The sequence below is a fragment of the Streptomyces sp. NPDC006798 genome (assembly GCF_040635975.1).
GTDB lineage: Bacteria > Actinomycetota > Actinomycetes > Streptomycetales > Streptomycetaceae > Streptomyces.
On sequence record NZ_JBEYIS010000054.1, the window covers coordinates 1 to 15,393 of the forward strand.

Here is a 15,393-nt window from a genome sequence, read left to right on the forward strand (position 1 = left end):
CCAAACGCTCCGCGAACACCACCGACGAATCCAACAACCCCACAGCCATCCCCACCCACTGATGACCCTGCCCCGGAAACACAAACACCACCCGGGGCTTTTCCGTGACGGGACCGGAACCGATCACCGCACCCGGGGCCGCCCCCTCACCGGCGAGCGCGTTCAGCTTTGACACCCATTCGTCCCGGTCGGCGCCGACCACCGCACCGCGCCACCCCAGCAGGGCACGTGAATTCAGCAATGCGTCCGCGACGCCCCGGATATCGGCGCCGCCCTCGACCAGCGGCACCAGGCCGCCCGCCACACCCCGGACACCACCGGGCGTACCGCCGGACAGCACCAGCGGCACCACGCCGCCACCCACCACACCACCGGCACCGGCGCCCGAGCCCGGCTCGGCGGCCGACTCCTCCTGAGGCCCTGCCTCCGGCTCCTCGACCACGACATGGCAGTTCGTCCCGCCCATGCCGAAGGAGGAGACACCGGCGATCAGCGGCCGGTCGGGGCGGGGCCAGGGCGTGAGGCTCCGCTGGACGGCGAGCCCCAGCTCGTCCATGGGGATCCCCGGGTTCGGGGAGGCGTAGTTGAGGCTGGGCGGCAGCTCCCGGTGGCGCAGGCTGAGCAGTACCTTGAGCAGCCCGACGAGTCCGGCCGCGCCCTCCAGATGGCCGACATTGGTCTTGGCCGAGCCGACGAGCAGCGGGGCCTCCGGGCTCCGGTCGGGGCCGAAGACCGCGCCGAGCGCCGCCGCCTCCACCGGGTCGCCGACCCGGGTGCCCGTGCCGTGGAGTTCGACGTACTGGACCGCTTCGGGGGCGATCCCCGCGTTGTCGTAGGCCCGGCGCAGCACGTCTTCCTGGGCCCCGGCGCTGGGGACGGTGAGTCCGTCCGTGGCGCCGTCGTTGTTGGTGGCGGAACCGCTGATCACACCCAGGACGCGATCGCCGTCGGCGAGGGCCCGGCCGAGCGGCTTGAGCAGCAGGGCGACGGCGCCCTCACCGCGGACGAAGCCGTTGGCCCGGGCGTCGAAGGTGTAGCAGCGGCCGTCGGGCGAGAGTCCGCCGAACCGCTCCTCGGCGAGGGCGCTCTCGGTGAGGAGATTGAGGTTGACCCCGGCGACGAGGGCCGTCTCGGACTCCCCCGACCGCAGGCTCTCGCACGCCAGATGGACGGCGACCAGCGACGACGACTGGGCGGAGTCCACGGTCAGGCTGGGTCCGCGCAGCCCCAGGTGGTACGAGACCCGGTTGGCGATCACGCCCCGGCTGGCGCCGGTCATGGTGTGCCGGGTGATGGCGTCGGAGCCGTGCCGGTGGATCAGGCTCGCGTAGTCGTCCCGCAGGGATCCGACGAAGACCCCGGTCCGGCTGCCGCGCAGGGACTCCGGTACGACGCCCGCGTCCTCCAGGGCCTGCCAGGCCAGTTCGAGGACGATCCGCTGCTGCGGGTCCATGGCGACGGCCTCGCGCGGGGAGATCCCGAAGAAGGCGGCGTCGAAGAGGCCGGGGTCGTCGAGGAATGCGCCCCGGCGCGTACCCGGGTCGGCGGCCGAGTCCTGGGGGATGTCCCAGCGGCCCTCGGGGGCGTCGGTGATCGCGTGCGAACCGCCGCGCAGCAGACTCCAGAAGGCCGCGGGGTCCGGCGCCATGGGCAGCCGGCAGGCGATCCCGGTGACGGCGATCCGCTCGTCCCGCGGGTCCCGCGTGGGCCGGGCCTCGGTTCCGTCCTGCGCCTTCATGAATCAGTCCCCCTAGCGACGGAGCGAACATCGGAGCGTGAGAGAGGAAGAGAAGGCGGGTTCCCGGTGCCCCCCACCCATGCCACATGACGGCACCAACGTAGGAGCGGTCAGTCACGGCCCAGTAATGACCATCGCCGCCCGTCAGCCCGGCCCCGTTACCGGTTCGTGGTCGCCCCGTGGGATCGGCCCCGGGCCCGATGGTCCGCCGATGGCCGGGGAGTGTGCGCCGTCCCCTACCTTCGGTCGGGTCGTTCACCGAGGCCCGGTGGCGGGACCGGCGGAGGGGAAGAGGGAAACGATGGATCTGCAACTGGCGGGCAAGACCGCGGTCGTCACCGCTGCGAGCGGCGGTATCGGCGGCGCGGTGGCCCGGACCCTGCTCGACGAGGGCGTACGGGTGCTGGCCGCCGATGTCGCGGTCTCCGGCCCGCTGAAGGAGTCCGGCGCGGTCACCGTCGAGGCCGATCTCACCTCCGTGGAGGGCGTGGAGGCGCTGCTCCGGGCCGCCGAGGCCGAGTTCGACGGGGTCGATCTGCTGGTCAATGTCGTCGGCGGGATGGCGGGCCTGGACATCACCCAGTTCTCCGGGGTCAGCGACGAGACCTGGGACCGGGCGTTCCGGCTGAACTTCTACTCCAGCGTCCAGGTCACCAAGGCGCTGGAGCCCCTGCTGCGGGAGTCCGTGGTCAATGTGTCCAGCAGTGTGGCCCGCTGGCCCGGCCAGGGCCCGTACTACTACGGCTCGTCCAAGGCCGCGCTGACGGCGTGGGCCAAGGCCCTGGCCGACGAGTACGGCAAGCGGGGCGTCCGGGTGAACACGGTTTCGCCGGGGCTGATCCGTACCCCGCTGTGGGACGAGTACGGTCCCAAGGTCTCCGCGGAGTACGGGATGGACTTCGCCGAGTTCGCCACCGAGATCACCACTTTGGGCCATATCACCGCGGGCCGCTGGGGCACGCCCCAGGAGGTGGCCAATCTGATCGTCTTCCTGTCGTCCCCGGCGGCGGCCTACATCACCGGCGCCGACTATCTGATCGACGGCGGGATGCAGAAGGTCCTCTGAGCAGGAAGGTCCTCTGAGCGGCGATCGCCGCACCGGTGCCCCGGGGCGCCCCTCCGCGTACGGTCCGCGGAGGGGCGCCCCGGTCCGTTCGCCGGATTCCCCCTCCCCGAACCGCGCGCCCCGGTCCGTTCTCCGGCCTCTCCCGAACCGGGCGTCCCGAGCGGTCACGCGCCGGGCGCCTGCGGGGCTCGCCCGGCCCTTCAGCCGTACTCCACCGCCGCCGAGCAGGCTGTCCGGGACAGTGACGGACCCATCGGGAGGAGCGCCATGACTACGGAGCCGCGGACCAGGGAGTCCCGGGTCGCGCTGGTCACCGGGGCCACGCGGGGGATCGGCCGGGCGGTGGCCCGGACCCTGGGCGGGACCGGGATCAAGGTCTTCATCACCGCGCGCGACGCCGGCGACGTCGCGGCGACGGTGAGGGAGCTGACGGCGGAGGGCGTCACGGCGGCCGGGGCCGCCGCCGACGTCCGGCGGGGCGAGGACGTCGTCCGCTCGGTGGCGGCGGCTGTCGACCGGTTCGGCCCGGTCGGCATCCTGGTGAACAACGCCGGCCGCAGCGGTGGCGGCGTGACCGCCGAAATCCCGGACGAGCTGTGGGACGACGTCCTGGCGACCAATCTGACCAGTGTCTTCCGGATGACCCGGGAGGTGCTGACGGCGGGCGGCATGGGGCACGGCGGGCCCGGCCGGATCGTCAATATCGCCTCCACGGGCGGTAAGCAGGGGGTGATGCTGGGGGCGCCGTACAGCGCGTCGAAGCATGCCGTGGTCGGCTTCAGCAAGTCGCTGGGGCTGGAGCTGGCGAAGACCGGGATCACCGTCAACGCGGTCTGCCCCGGCTATGTGGAGACCCCGATGGCCCGGTCGGTACGGGAGGGGTACGCGGGCCACTGGGACGTCACGGTGGACGAGGTCCTGAAGCGGTTCGAGGCGAAGATCCCGCTGGGCCGCTACACCTCGGCCGACGAGGTGGCCGCCCTGGTCGGCTATCTGGTCACCCCGGCCGCGGCCTCGATCACCGCGCAGGCGCTCAACGTCTGCGGCGGTCTGGGCAACTACTGATGGCGCGGTACGGCGCCGTCGGCGCCCCGGCCGCAGGAGGAGGGCGGGTTTCCCCATGGCAGTGACGCATCGAGCCCGGCACACCATCACCGTCGGCGCCCCGGCGCGCACGGTGTACGGCATCATCGCGGACGCCGCGGCCTGGCCGCGGGTCTTCCCCCCGTCGGTCCATGTGGAGCAGACCCCGCTGGGCGGCGGGGAGGAGACGCTGCGGGTCTGGGCGACGGCCAACGGCGGGGTGAAGTCGTGGGAGTCGCGGCGGCGGCTGGACCCGGCCGGGCTGACGATCGGATTCCGGCAGGTACGGTCCCCGGCCCCGGCGGCGTCCATGGGCGGCGAGTGGCGGATCCGTCCGCTCGCCGACGCGCGCTGCGAGGTGGTCCTGCTGCACGAGTTCACGGCCGTCGACGACGATCCCGGCCATGTGGCGTGGCTGAACCGGGCGCTGGACGAGAACAGTTCGGCGGAGCTGAGCCGGATGAAGGCCACGGCGGAGTCGGCGGACGGCCTGGGCGAGCTGCTCCATGTCTTCGAGGACTCGGTCCGGATCGAGGCCCCGGCGGCCGGGGTGCACGCCTTCCTGTGGCGGGCGGAGCACTGGGAGGAGCGGCTGCCGCATGTGGCGCGGGTGGAGCTGACGGAGCCCCGGCCCGATGTGCAGACGCTGGAGATGGAGACGCTGGCCAGGGACGGTTCCCGGCATACGACCGCGTCGGTACGGGTGAGCCCCGACCCGGCCCGGATCGTCTACAAGCAGCTCCGGGTGCCGCCGCTGCTGACCGCCCATGTGGGCGCTTGGCTGCTGTCGGAGTCCGGTGGTACGACCACGGCCACGGCCCGGCACACGGTGGTGATCGATCCGTCGGCGGTCCATCTGCTCGGGCCGGGCTCCACGGTGGCGGGGGCGCGGTCGTACGTCCGGGACGCGCTGGGCACCAACAGTCTGGCGACGCTCCGCCGCGCCAAGGAGTTCACCGAGCGGTCCCCGGCGGCCGGCTGACGGCACGGCATGGCCATGGGCCCGGATCCGCGCGTTCGGCGCGGTCCGGGCCCTTGGCGCACCCCGGTCCGGGGCGGCCGGGTCCGCGCGGCTCAGGCGTGACAGGTGATCGGGGCGCCCCCGTTGTAGCGGGCCATCTCGGCGAAGACCGGCGCCGATCTGATCCCGGTACCGGCGGGCGCGCCGGACTCCTCGGCGTAGGCGCGGTGCAGATTGGCCACCAGCCGTTCGGGGTCGCGAAGACCGGCGTGTTCGGCGAGGTCGGTACCGAGGGCCGTCTCCAGCGGCGGCAGTCCGGCGGCGAGGCCGCGCCGGGCGGCGGTACGGACCAGGAGGAGGTAGTCCCGGGTGGCGTCGAGCACTTCGGGTCCGGCGACGGGTCCGTGGCCGCCCACGACGACCGCCGGGGCCAGGGCGCGCAGCCGCTCGATCGCGCGCAGGGTGCCGTCGACCGAGCCCATCAGTACGAACGGGGTACAGCCGGGCATCAGGACGTCCCCGGCGAACAGGATCCGCCGCTCCGGCAGCCAGACGACGATGTCGCCGGTGGTGTGCGCGGTGCCGATGTGCAGGAGTTCGGCGGTCAGGGCGCCGATCCGGAGCACCGCCCGGTCGCGGAAGGTGAGGGTGGGCAGGGCGAGCCGGATATCGCCCCATTCGGTGCCGGGCCAGACGTCGCGGAGGGCGAGTCCGCGCCGCGCCATCTCCTCCCGGGTGTTCTCGTGGGCGACCACGGTGGCCCCGGGCGCGGCGACCGAGATACCGAAGTGGTGATCCCCGTGGTGGTGGGTGAGGACGACGGTACTCACCGGGAGCGGGGTACGGGTGGCGACGGCGGCGCGCAGGGCGCGGGCCCGCCGTTCGGTGGCGGCGGTGTCCACGAGGGCGACCGTGTCGTCGCCGATCAGGACCCCGGCGTTGCCGAGGCACCAGCCGCCGTCCGGCTGGATGTACGCGTGGATGCCGGGGGCCAGCTCCTCCAGCCGGGGCCTGGGCCGGGGCCGGGGCGGGAGCGGCGGGCCGGGGGCCGGATCGGGCGACAAGCGCATCGGGGCTCCTTCACACCTTCGGCGGGCCGACTGCCGCGCCGTTCCCACGATCTGACGCCGGGTTGGAGAGCGGCACGTGCCGTGGTGGGCCGGACGGCCGGTATCCGCCGGCCGGCTTGCGCCCGCCCTCTTTCTGGGGCATGCTGCTCCACATCTTCGGAACAAGTTGCCCCGAAGATCGGAGGTCGGCTGCCCGCGCCACGAACGGTGCCGTATCCCGATCGGCTCCGTACCGCGATCGGTGCCGCTGCGCACCCGGTTCCGAACCACGAACGGCCGGTGCGGCGTTCCGTATCGGCATCCGCAATCCGTGCCGCTTCCGGCCCCGTACCACCAGGGGCTCCGTACCGCCCGGGGGCTCCGGCCACCGGCGGCTCCGTACCGGGCACGGAGCCGCCGGGCCGGGATCTCCGGCCGCTCGCCCCGTCCGACTCACCCGCAGGAGAGATCCGGTGTCCGAACGATCCGTCAAGCGGCCCCGCCCCGCCGGGGCCGTACCACCCCCCGCCGCCGAGGTGCCGGGCACCGGCGACCGCAAGGCGCTGGCCCTGGCCGTGATCGCGGTCGCCCAGCTGATGGTCGTCCTCGACGTCTCGATCGTGAATGTGGCGCTGCCGTCCATCCAGAACGCCCTCGACTTCTCGGCGACCAATCTGGAGTGGGTGGTCAACGCCTACGCCCTCGCCTTCGGCGGGCTGCTGCTGCTCGGCGGCCGGATCGCGGACCTCTACGGCCAGCGCCGGACCTTCCTCGTCGGCGTCGCCGTCCTCACGATCGCGTCCCTGCTCGGCGGGATGGCGACCCATCAGGGCTGGCTGATCGCCGCCCGCGCGGTGCAGGGCCTCTCCGGGGCGCTCGTCGCGCCGGCCGCCCTGGCGCTGATCGCCGGGACGTTCGCCGAAGGGGCCGAGCGGACCAAGGCCATGGGCGTCTACGCCGCGATGGGCGGTGCGGGCGGCGCGCTCGGCAATGTCCTCGGCGGAGTCTTCACCGACGCCCTGAGCTGGCGCTGGGTCCTCTTCGTCAATGTGCCGATCGGGATCTTCCTGCTGTTCGCCGCGGTCCGGGCGTTCCCCGCCGAGCGGATCACCGCCGGCGAGCGGCGGCTCGACCTGCCGGGCGCGGTCACCTCGACCGTCGGTATGTCCCTGGTGGTCTACGGGCTGATCCACGCGGCCACCGAGGACTGGAGCAGTGCGGGGACCGTCGGCCCGCTGGCCGTCGGCACCGCCCTGCTCGCCCTCTTCGTGCTCGTCGAGGCCCGGACCGAATCGCCGCTGATGCCGCTGGGCATCTTCCGCGACCGCAACCGGTCCGGCGCCTACGCGATCATGCTGGCGCTGGGCGCCGGGATGATCGTCCTCTTCTACTTCCTCACCCTCTTCATGCAGATCGTGATGGGCTTCAGCGCGCTGCGGACCGGCTTCGCGTTTCTGCCGTTCGCGGTCGGGGCGGCCGTCTGCGCCACCATCAGCAGCCAGGTCCTGGGCCGGGTCGGCCCGCGGGCCCTGCTCGCCGCCGGGACGGCGCTGGCGGCCGTCGCCTTCTTCTGGTTCTCCGGGATCGGCCCGGACGCCGGATACGCCGGTGATCTGCTGGGTCCGCTGATCCTGGCCGGCAGCGGCGTCGGCCTCTGCTTCGTACCGCTGACCCTGGCGGCCGTGGCGGGGATCGACAAGGCCCGGGCCGGGGTGTCGTCGGCGCTGCTCAACGCCGGTCAGCAGGTGGGCGCGGCGCTCGGGCTCGCGGCGCTGGGCACGGTCGCCGTCGCCGCCGCCAAGGACCGGCTCACCGAGCTGATGGGCGCCGCGGCCGCCGCGTCGGCCGAGCACTACGGGCCCGCCGACGCGGCGAAGATGCCGCCGGACGTACGCGTCGCCGTCTACGACTCCCTCGCACACGGCTACGGCATCGCGTTCCTGGCCACGGCCTTCGTCCTGATCGCCGCCTTCGTCCTGGCGGTCACGGTGATCCGGGTCTCCGCCGAGGACGCCGCCGGGGCCGAACCCGGTGTGGTGATCTGACCGCCCCGGACCGCCGGGCCGGGCCGACGGCAGCCCGGCCCGGGGGCGGCGAGCCGCGAACAGTGGACAGCGGGCCGCGTTCGGGCTCGCGTACACAACACGCCGCGCCCAACGCCGCACAGCACGCCGGCCACCGGGCCGGACAGCACGTCGATCCGCATGCCGATCAGGAGGAGACCGCGATGGGCGGTACACGACCGGGCCGTACGTCCGGCGTCGATCTGACCATGATGTACGCCGTCCACCGCGCCCTGCGGCGGGACCTCGGCCGGCTGACGGCGGCCCGGCGGCCGGATCCGGCCGGCTTCCGGGCGGGCTGGCGGCTGTTCACCGGCTATCTGACGATCCACCATGTCTCCGAGGACGAGTCGCTCTGGCCGGTACTGCGCACCAAGCTGGACGGCAGGCCCGAGGAGTTGGCCGTGCTGCGGGCGATGGAGGCCGAACACACCCGGCTGGACCAGGTACTGGCCAAGGTGGACGCGGCGCTCGACGGCGAACCCGGCACACCGGTCCCGGCTGATCTGATGGCGGACGTCACCGCCTGTCTGACGGACCATCTGGACCACGAGGAGGCCCGGGCGCTGCCCATGCTGGAGGCCCTGCTGACGGCCGCCGAGTGGCGGGGCTTCGTCGCGGGGCAGCGTCGCCGGGTCGGCCTCCGGGGCGCGCCGACGTTCATCCCCTGGCTGCTGGACGGGGTCTCCGGCGACGAGCGGCGGTCCGTGCTGGCCGTGCTGCCGGTTCCGCTGCGGCTGGTGTACGGCGCCTTCTGGCGACCCCGCTACGCACGGAACTCGCCCTGGCGGCGCCCCGCCGGGGCCCGTTGAGCCCCTCCCCCGACTCCGGTGCCGGAACCTCGCGTCCCCGTAGGTCTCCGGCACCGGCCGTTCCCGGCTCGCAGCGGCCCGGGAACCTCGCCGCCCCGGGCCGTACGGCACGGCCCGGGGCGGCCGGAGCTCGGCCGAAAGCCGTGCCCCGGGTCGTACGCCGGGCTCCGGACCAAACCGGCCCGGACCGATCCGGCTCACCGCAGGAGGACCGCCTTGCCGTTGATCCGGCGTTCGGCGAGCCCGCGCAACGCGGGCTCCGGATCGGTCCAGTCACCGGTGTACGCCACCTGGGGGTCGAGCCCGCCGTCGGCGACCAGCCGCAGCAGCGCGGCCAGATCGCGGCCGACCGGTCTGCGGGTCATCTCGTCGAAGAGGTGCAGATAGCGCAGTCCGACCCCGGGCCGGGCGTGCCCCCAGTCGAAGGGCAGGCTCAGCTCCGCCCGTACGGTGTTGCCGTAGCAGACGACCGTGCCGCGCCGGACCACCTGCCCGTAGGCGCTCCGCAGCACATCGCCGCCGACGCTGTCGAGAAGGACGTCCACGGGTCCGGTGGCGGCGGGTCCTTCCGCGTAGGTCGTCGCGGTACCGGCGCCGAGCCCGGTCAGGCCCTTTGTCCGCTCGGCGGAGCCCGCCCAGGCCACCACATCGGCGCCCGCGGCCCGCGCCAGCTGGACGGCGATCCGGCCCACCCCGCCACCGGCCGCCGTCACCAGCACCCGTCGGCCGAGGACGGATCCGGCGTACCGCAGGGCGTACAACGCGGTGAGCCCGGCGACGGGCACGGCCGCGGCCGCCGCCCACTCCACTCCGTCGGGGAGCGGCGCCAGCCGGGTCGTGTCCAGCGCGACCCGCTCGCTCCAGCCGTCCTGTCCGGCCACGCCCGCCACCCGGGTCCCGGGCGGCGGGCCGCTGCCGTCGGCGGCGGCCCGTACGACGGTCCCCGCCACGTCGAAACCGAGCCGGGTCCCGGGTGGCAGCATCGCCAGCAGCGACAGATCGCCTCGGTTCACGGAGACCGCCCGGACCTCCACGACCGCTTGGCCGGGCCGGGGTTCGGGCTCGGCCACGGGGCTCGGCCTCAGGCTGAGGCCGCCGTCGGCGGGGGTGAGATGTGCGAGCACGGGAACGTCCCTTCGGATCGCGGACGGATGGCACGTACGGACGGCACGGACGGAAGAAGGTCGCGGCGGACCGGACCCGGGCGCGGAGGCGTTCGCCCCCGTACGCCACCGCCACCGCCACCGCCACCGGAAGCAGACGCGGAAGCGGAACCAGTGGCGGAACCAGCGGCGGGTGTCACCAGCGCACCGCGCCGTCGACGGGCAGTACGGCTCCGTTGACATAGCCGCTCCGCGCGGAGGCGAGGAAGACGGCGGCGGCGCCGACCTCGGCACCGGTCCCGGGCCGTCCGGTCGCCAGCCCGGCCGCCAGCCTCGGCCAGAGCCGTTCGTCGGCCATCAGCGCACGGCCCTGGCCCTCGTCGATGAAGCCGGGCGCCAGACAGTTGGCCGTGATGCCGTCGGCGGCCAGTTCCAGGGCGCAGACCTCGGTGAACCGTTCCACGGCGGCCTTGGACGCGCAGTAGGCCGCGGCGCCCGGCACGGCCCGGCGGCCCAGGATCGAGGAGACGGTGATGATCCGGCCGTCGGCCACGTCCCGCAGATAGGGCACGGCGGCCCGTACCGTGTGGAAGACCCCCGTCAGATTGGTACCGACGACGGCGTCCCAGTGTTCGTACGAGAGTCCGGCCACCGGCCCCGGCCTGCTGATCCCGGCATTGGCGACCACGATGTGCGGACCGCCGTACCGGGCGCCGACGGTCTTCATCAGCGCCTCCACCGACGCGGGCACGGTGACATCGGCCTCGGCGGCGACGATCCGGCTGTCCCCGTCCTCGGCCTCCTCCGGTACGTCACGGGCCGCCGCCACGACGACGGCACCCGCGTCGGCCATGGCCAGCGCCACGGCCCGGCCGAGGCCACGGGTTCCCCCGGTGACCACCGCCGTCCTGCCCTGAAGCAGCATCGTTCCTCCCCGAGTCGCCGGGCCCGTCCGGGCTCGCGCGGTCGATGCTGCTCGCCGCCGCTGGCGGGCCGAGAGTGCCCCGCTGGAGCCGGACGGCCCGGCGCCGGTCGGCGGCACCCCAGCGGCGCTGGACCGGTGTCCGAGGCGCGGCGGCCAGACTCGGGCTCCGGCGGGCCCGTGGGAGGCCCCGCGGCATTGGAGGCGGCCGTGCCCGTACCCGTACAACGCGATCCCGAACGGACCCGGCGGGCCATCGCCGCCTGGCTGACGGCCCGTACGCCCGGGTCGGGGCCGGTGGACGTCGGCCCGGTCCGGGTCCCCGGCGGCGCCGGGTTCTCCGGCGAGATCCTGCTCTGCGACGCCACCCGGCCCGACGGCGCGGTGGAACCGCTGGCGGTACGGGTGGCGCCGACGGGCCACCGGGTGCTCCCCGGCGACAACTGGGCGGACCAGGTCCGGCTGCACGGAATCCTGACCGGTACCCCGGTCCGGGTCGCCCCGCTGCTGGGCCACGAGCCGGACCCGGCGGTACTCGGGGCGCCGTTCCTGGTGATGCGCCGGGTCGAGGGCCGGGTGCCCGCGGACCTCCCCTCGTACCACCGCGAGGGGTGGCTCGCCGAGCTCCCGCCGGACCGCCGCCGCGCGGTCTGGCTCGGCGGGGTGGAGGCCCTCGCCGCGATCCACCGCCTCGACCCGTTCGCCACCGGCCTCGGCTTCCTCGACCGGCCGGGACCCCACGGCGGCGGGCTCGCCGGACGGCTCGCCGACGACGCCGCCCGGCTGCCGTTCTACGGCGCCGAGCACAACGCGGTCGCGACGGCCGCCCTCGCCCGGCTCCGGTCCCGGCTCCCCGAAGAGTCCGGCCCGCCCCGGCTGCTCTGGGGCGACGCCAGAATCGGCAATATCGTCTACGCGGGCGAGTCCCCGGCGGCCGTACTGGACTGGGAGATGGCCGGGATCGGGGCGCCGGAGGCCGATCTGGCCTGGTTCCTCCATCTGGACCGGCATCTGAGCGAGGGCATCGGCGCGCCCCGGCTCCCCGGCCTGCCGGACCGGGCGGAGACGGTCGCGTACTACGAGGAGCTGACCGGACACCGGGTGGGGAACCTGGAGTACTACGAGCTGTACGCGGCCTTCCGCTTCTGCGTTCTGACGGCCCGGGTCACCCGTCTGCTGACCCGGACCGGAATCCTGCCGCCCGCCCTGGACTTCCCCCTCCACCGCAACGCGACCCGGCTGCTCTCCGAGATCCTCGCCTCGCGCACCGCGCCGTAGCGTCCCCGCGCCCCTGAGCACCTCTCCCGAGCCGGCCTCGGGAGGGGAACGCCCTCCGGGCAGGGACAGTACCTCTTCCAGAGGTGTTCCGACTGCGGGCCGCCTCGGGCTTGTCGCGCGGTTCCGCCTCCTGTGCCTTCGGCATTGAGGGGACCCAAGCGCCGGCTGGGTCGCCCTTTCAGGGCCGGGGCGGGGAAGAGCGTCCAGGGGCGCGGGGAACTGCGCGACAAGCCACAGGCGGGCCGCGGACCGCCGACAACATCAGGCCGCCGGACGAGACCCGGGTAGTTCGGGCGGCGCCCCGGAGAGCCAAGGCGCTGGGGTCCCCCATTACCGAAGGCAGGCCGTCAGCCGCTCGCGGACAGCACCCGGTTCACCGCGGCCAGGAAGTCGCGGGGCGTCGCCACCCCGTCCAGGGCGTCGTCGCCGATGTCGACCCCGTACTCCCGGGAGATCCGCCCGGCGGTCTCCAGCAGGGCCAGGGAGTCATAGCCGAGGTCGGTGAAGTCGGCGTCGAGCACATCGCCGTCGAGGTCGACCGACTCGTCCTCACCGGCCGATTCGCGCATGATGCGGATGAGGTCCGCCACGGCCAGTGCGGCCGGGCCCGTACGGATGTCGCTCATGGGATGTCCCTTCGGCGGAAGCGTCGGTCGGATGCGGATGCGGATCCGGAATCGGATACGGAAACGCGCGCGGATACGGCTCCGGACGGCGAAGGCGGCCTCATACCCCGGCCCGCCGTACGACGACCGCCGCGTTGAACCCGCCGCGTCCGCGCGCGACGACGAGCGCGTACCGCAGGTCGGCGCGGCGGGGTTCCCCGGTGACGAGGTCGATGGGGTGGTCGGGGCCCGGGGCCGTCACATTCGCGGTGTACGGGATCACCCCGTCCCGCAGGGCCAGCAACGCGGTCGCCAGATCGAGGGCCGCGCCGCCCGCGAAGAGCCGCCCCGTCATGCTCTTGGGCGCGGTGACGGGGACGGCGGCGGAACCGAAGACCTCGGCGAGGGCCCGGGACTCGGCCCGGTCCGGTTCGGGCACCCCGGCGGCGTCGGCGAAGACGACACCGATATCGGCCGGGCACACGCCCGCGTCCCTCAGGGCGCCCCGGACCGCCCGGACGAGCCCGGTCGACCCCGGCCCCGCGGGGTCGGGCCCGGGGTCGAAGGTGGCCCGGTATCCGGCGATCTCGCCGTAGATCCGGGCGCCGCGCCGGACGGCGCTCTCCGCGTCCTCCAGGACGAGGAACGCCCCGCCCTCCCCCGGCACCTGGCCGGGCGCGCCGTCGGCGAACGGCAGATAGGCGCGGTCGGCCCGGTGGCCGCCGGTGGCCATGGTCCCGGCGCTGAGCTGTCCGGCGAGGCCGAGCGGGCAGAGCGCCCCGTCGACACCGCCGGTGAGCATCGCGGTGGTGCCCCGGCGGATCCGCCGCCGGGCGTCGCCGACGGCGTCGAGGCCGCCCGCCGCGTCGGTGACCAGGGTGACGCTGGAGCCGCGCAGCCCGTGCCGGATGGAGATCTGGCCGGTGTTGACGGCGTAGAACCAGGCGAAGGACTGGTACGCGCTGACGAACCGGCCGCCCTTGCTCCACAGATTCTGCAGCTCCCGCTGCCCGAACTCGAAGCCGCCCATGGTGGACGCGGTGGCCACGCCCATGCCGTAGGCGGGGAGGGCGGCCGGGTCGAGTCCGCTGTCGCGGAGGGCTTCGTCGGCGGTGAAGAGCGAGAGCCGGGTGTGGTGGTCGGTCTGCGGCAGCAGTCTGCCGGGGATGTGCTCGCCGGGGTCGAAGCCGGGGACCTCGCCGGCCAGCCGGAGCGGATATCCGGCCGTGTCGTAGCGGGTGGTGGGCGCGATGCCGCTGCGGCCCGCGAGGGTCGCGGCCCAGTAGGCGCCGGTACCGAGCCCGTTGGGGGCGGCGACGCCGATTCCGGTGACGACGGCCCGTACGGTGCCGGCCGGGCCGCCGCCGTTCGTACGTCCGGCCCGGTCGGTACGGGTGTCGGTGGCGGCGGCGGTACGGCCCGCGGGGCCGGTGCGGAGGTCGTTCATGCCGTCTCCCGTTCGGGCCGGGCCAGCACGACGGCGGTCTGGAAGCCGCCGAATCCGCTGCCGACGCTCAGTACCGAGTCGACCCTGGTCTCCCGGGCCGTGAGGGGAACGTAGTCCAGATCGCATTCGGGGTCGGGTTCGTGGAGGTTGGCCGTCGGCGGGATCAGCCCGTCGCGCATCGCGAGGACGCAGGCGACCAGTTCCAGCGCCCCGATGGCGCCCAGGGAGTGGCCGATCATCGACTTCACCGAGCTGACGGGGGTCTCGTACGCGTACCGGCCGAGGGCGGTCTTGAAGGCGGCCGTCTCGTGCCGGTCGTTCTGCCGGGTGCTCGATCCATGGGCGTTGACGTAGTCGAGCGCGTCGGGCGCGAGCCGGGCCCGGGCCAGCGCGTCCGTGATGGCGTCCGCCATCTCGGCGCCGTCGGCGCGGAGTCCGGTCATGTGGTAGGCGTTGCAGCGGGTACCGACTCCGGCGACCTCGGCGTAGATCCTGGCCCCGCGCCGCCGGGCGTGTGCCAGCTCCTCCAGGACCAGTACGGCGGCGCCCTCGCCGAGGACGAGTCCGTTGCGGGTCGCGTCGAAGGGGCGCGAGGCGTGCGCGGGGTCGTCGTTGCGGGGCGTGGTGGCCTTGATGGCGTCGAAGCAGGCCAGGGTGATCGGCGAGACGGGGGCGTCGGTACCGCCGCTGATGACGATGTCGGCGCTGCCCTCGCGGATCAGGTCGGCGCCGTGCCCGATGGCGTCGAGGCCGGAGGTGCAGCCGTCGGAGACCAGCGCCACCGGGCCCGCGGCCCCCACCAGCCGGGCGAGTTCGGCGGCGATGGAGCTGGGCACGAAGTGGTCGTAGAGATGGGGTACGGCGTAGCGGTGGTCGACCAGCCAGTCGGCGCCGCCGTCGCTGAGCACGGTGTACTCGCGTTCCATGCTGGTGGTGCAGCCCACGGCGTTGCCGAGGGCCACCCCGACGACGGAGGGGTCGGCCGCGGGCAGATCGAGCCCGCTGTCCTCGACGGCCTCGCGGGCGGCGGCGGCGGCGAACTGGGTGGCCCGGTCCATCCGCCGGGCCTCCCGTGGAGTGAGCCCCGCGGCGACGGGGTCGAAGTCGCATTCGGCGGCGACCCGGGACCGGTAGGGAGTCGCGTCGAAGGACGAGATCGTGCGCGTGGCCGTACGTCCGGTCGAGATCAGCTCCCAGTACTCCTTGGTGCCCGGTTTGCCGGGCGCCACGGTGCCGATCCCCGTGACGACGATGCGTCGCTCCATG

13 protein-coding genes are annotated in these 15,393 nt (G+C 74.2%); 6 read left to right on the forward strand and 7 right to left on the reverse strand.

Annotation, left to right across the window (positions count from 1 at the left end; translation table 11 throughout):
* Positions 1–1,738, reverse strand: a 1,738-nt coding sequence (locus ABZ714_RS28410; protein ID WP_358828203.1) for a beta-ketoacyl synthase N-terminal-like domain-containing protein, incomplete at its 3' end; no start/stop codon positions are given.
* A gap of 301 nt (positions 1,739–2,039) precedes the next feature.
* Here ABZ714_RS28410 and ABZ714_RS28415 point away from each other — a divergent pair.
* The 3 genes from ABZ714_RS28415 to ABZ714_RS28425 all read left to right on the forward strand — a co-directional run bounded on the left by ABZ714_RS28415 (position 2,040) and on the right by ABZ714_RS28425 (position 4,869).
* Entirely contained in the window at positions 2,040–2,804 is a 765-nt protein-coding gene (locus ABZ714_RS28415) for an SDR family oxidoreductase (protein ID WP_358828204.1), read from the forward strand.
* A gap of 267 nt (positions 2,805–3,071) precedes the next feature.
* The gene (locus ABZ714_RS28420) at positions 3,072–3,869 is read left to right on the forward strand and encodes an SDR family NAD(P)-dependent oxidoreductase (protein ID WP_358828205.1); all 798 of its coding nucleotides are present in this window, start codon (positions 3,072–3,074) and stop codon (positions 3,867–3,869) included.
* Between the two features lie 55 nt (positions 3,870–3,924).
* Positions 3,925–4,869 carry an aromatase/cyclase gene (locus ABZ714_RS28425; protein ID WP_358828206.1) on the forward strand — a complete coding sequence of 315 codons (945 nt, stop codon included), beginning with the start codon at positions 3,925–3,927 and terminating at the stop codon, positions 4,867–4,869.
* A gap of 92 nt (positions 4,870–4,961) precedes the next feature.
* On the opposite strand, the gene ABZ714_RS28430 is transcribed toward ABZ714_RS28425, so the two are convergent.
* Positions 4,962–5,918 carry an MBL fold metallo-hydrolase gene (locus ABZ714_RS28430; protein ID WP_358828207.1) on the reverse strand — a complete coding sequence of 319 codons (957 nt, stop codon included), beginning with the start codon at positions 5,916–5,918 and terminating at the stop codon, positions 4,962–4,964.
* A 452-nt stretch (positions 5,919–6,370) separates the two neighbouring features.
* On the opposite strand from ABZ714_RS28430, the gene ABZ714_RS28435 reads away from it, so the two are divergent.
* Both ABZ714_RS28435 and ABZ714_RS28440 read left to right on the forward strand, forming a co-directional pair.
* Entirely contained in the window at positions 6,371–7,942 is a 1,572-nt protein-coding gene (locus tag ABZ714_RS28435) for a DHA2 family efflux MFS transporter permease subunit (protein WP_358828208.1), read from the forward strand.
* A 182-nt stretch (positions 7,943–8,124) separates the two neighbouring features.
* Positions 8,125–8,772, forward strand: coding sequence for a hemerythrin domain-containing protein (locus ABZ714_RS28440; protein WP_358828209.1), 648 nt, complete (start codon positions 8,125–8,127; stop codon positions 8,770–8,772).
* A gap of 197 nt (positions 8,773–8,969) precedes the next feature.
* Here the strand turns inward: ABZ714_RS28440 and ABZ714_RS28445 are convergent, their stop codons facing one another.
* The gene (locus ABZ714_RS28445; protein WP_358828210.1) at positions 8,970–9,896 is read right to left on the reverse strand and encodes a zinc-binding dehydrogenase; all 927 of its coding nucleotides are present in this window, start codon (positions 9,894–9,896) and stop codon (positions 8,970–8,972) included.
* Between the two features lie 175 nt (positions 9,897–10,071).
* On the reverse strand, positions 10,072–10,800 hold the full coding sequence (locus ABZ714_RS28450; RefSeq protein WP_358828211.1) for an SDR family NAD(P)-dependent oxidoreductase: 729 nt from the start codon (positions 10,798–10,800) through the stop codon (positions 10,072–10,074).
* 207 nt (positions 10,801–11,007) lie between these two features.
* Here ABZ714_RS28450 and ABZ714_RS28455 point away from each other — a divergent pair, with 207 nt between their 5' ends.
* Positions 11,008–12,075, forward strand: a complete 1,068-nt coding sequence (locus ABZ714_RS28455) for a phosphotransferase family protein (protein ID WP_358828212.1) — start codon at positions 11,008–11,010, stop codon at positions 12,073–12,075.
* Between the two features lie 347 nt (positions 12,076–12,422).
* On the opposite strand, the gene ABZ714_RS28460 is transcribed toward ABZ714_RS28455, so the two are convergent.
* From ABZ714_RS28460 to ABZ714_RS28470, 3 genes are all read right to left on the reverse strand, one after another.
* The gene (locus tag ABZ714_RS28460; RefSeq protein WP_358828213.1) at positions 12,423–12,701 is read right to left on the reverse strand and encodes an acyl carrier protein; all 279 of its coding nucleotides are present in this window, start codon (positions 12,699–12,701) and stop codon (positions 12,423–12,425) included.
* A 100-nt stretch (positions 12,702–12,801) separates the two neighbouring features.
* Entirely contained in the window at positions 12,802–14,127 is a 1,326-nt protein-coding gene (locus ABZ714_RS28465; RefSeq protein ID WP_358828214.1) for a ketosynthase chain-length factor, read from the reverse strand.
* The gene (locus tag ABZ714_RS28470) at positions 14,124–15,392 is read right to left on the reverse strand and encodes a beta-ketoacyl-[acyl-carrier-protein] synthase family protein (RefSeq protein WP_358828215.1); all 1,269 of its coding nucleotides are present in this window, start codon (positions 15,390–15,392) and stop codon (positions 14,124–14,126) included. Before ABZ714_RS28470 ends, ABZ714_RS28465 begins: the two co-directional genes overlap by 4 nt.
* Between the last annotated feature and the right edge of the window lies 1 nt (position 15,393).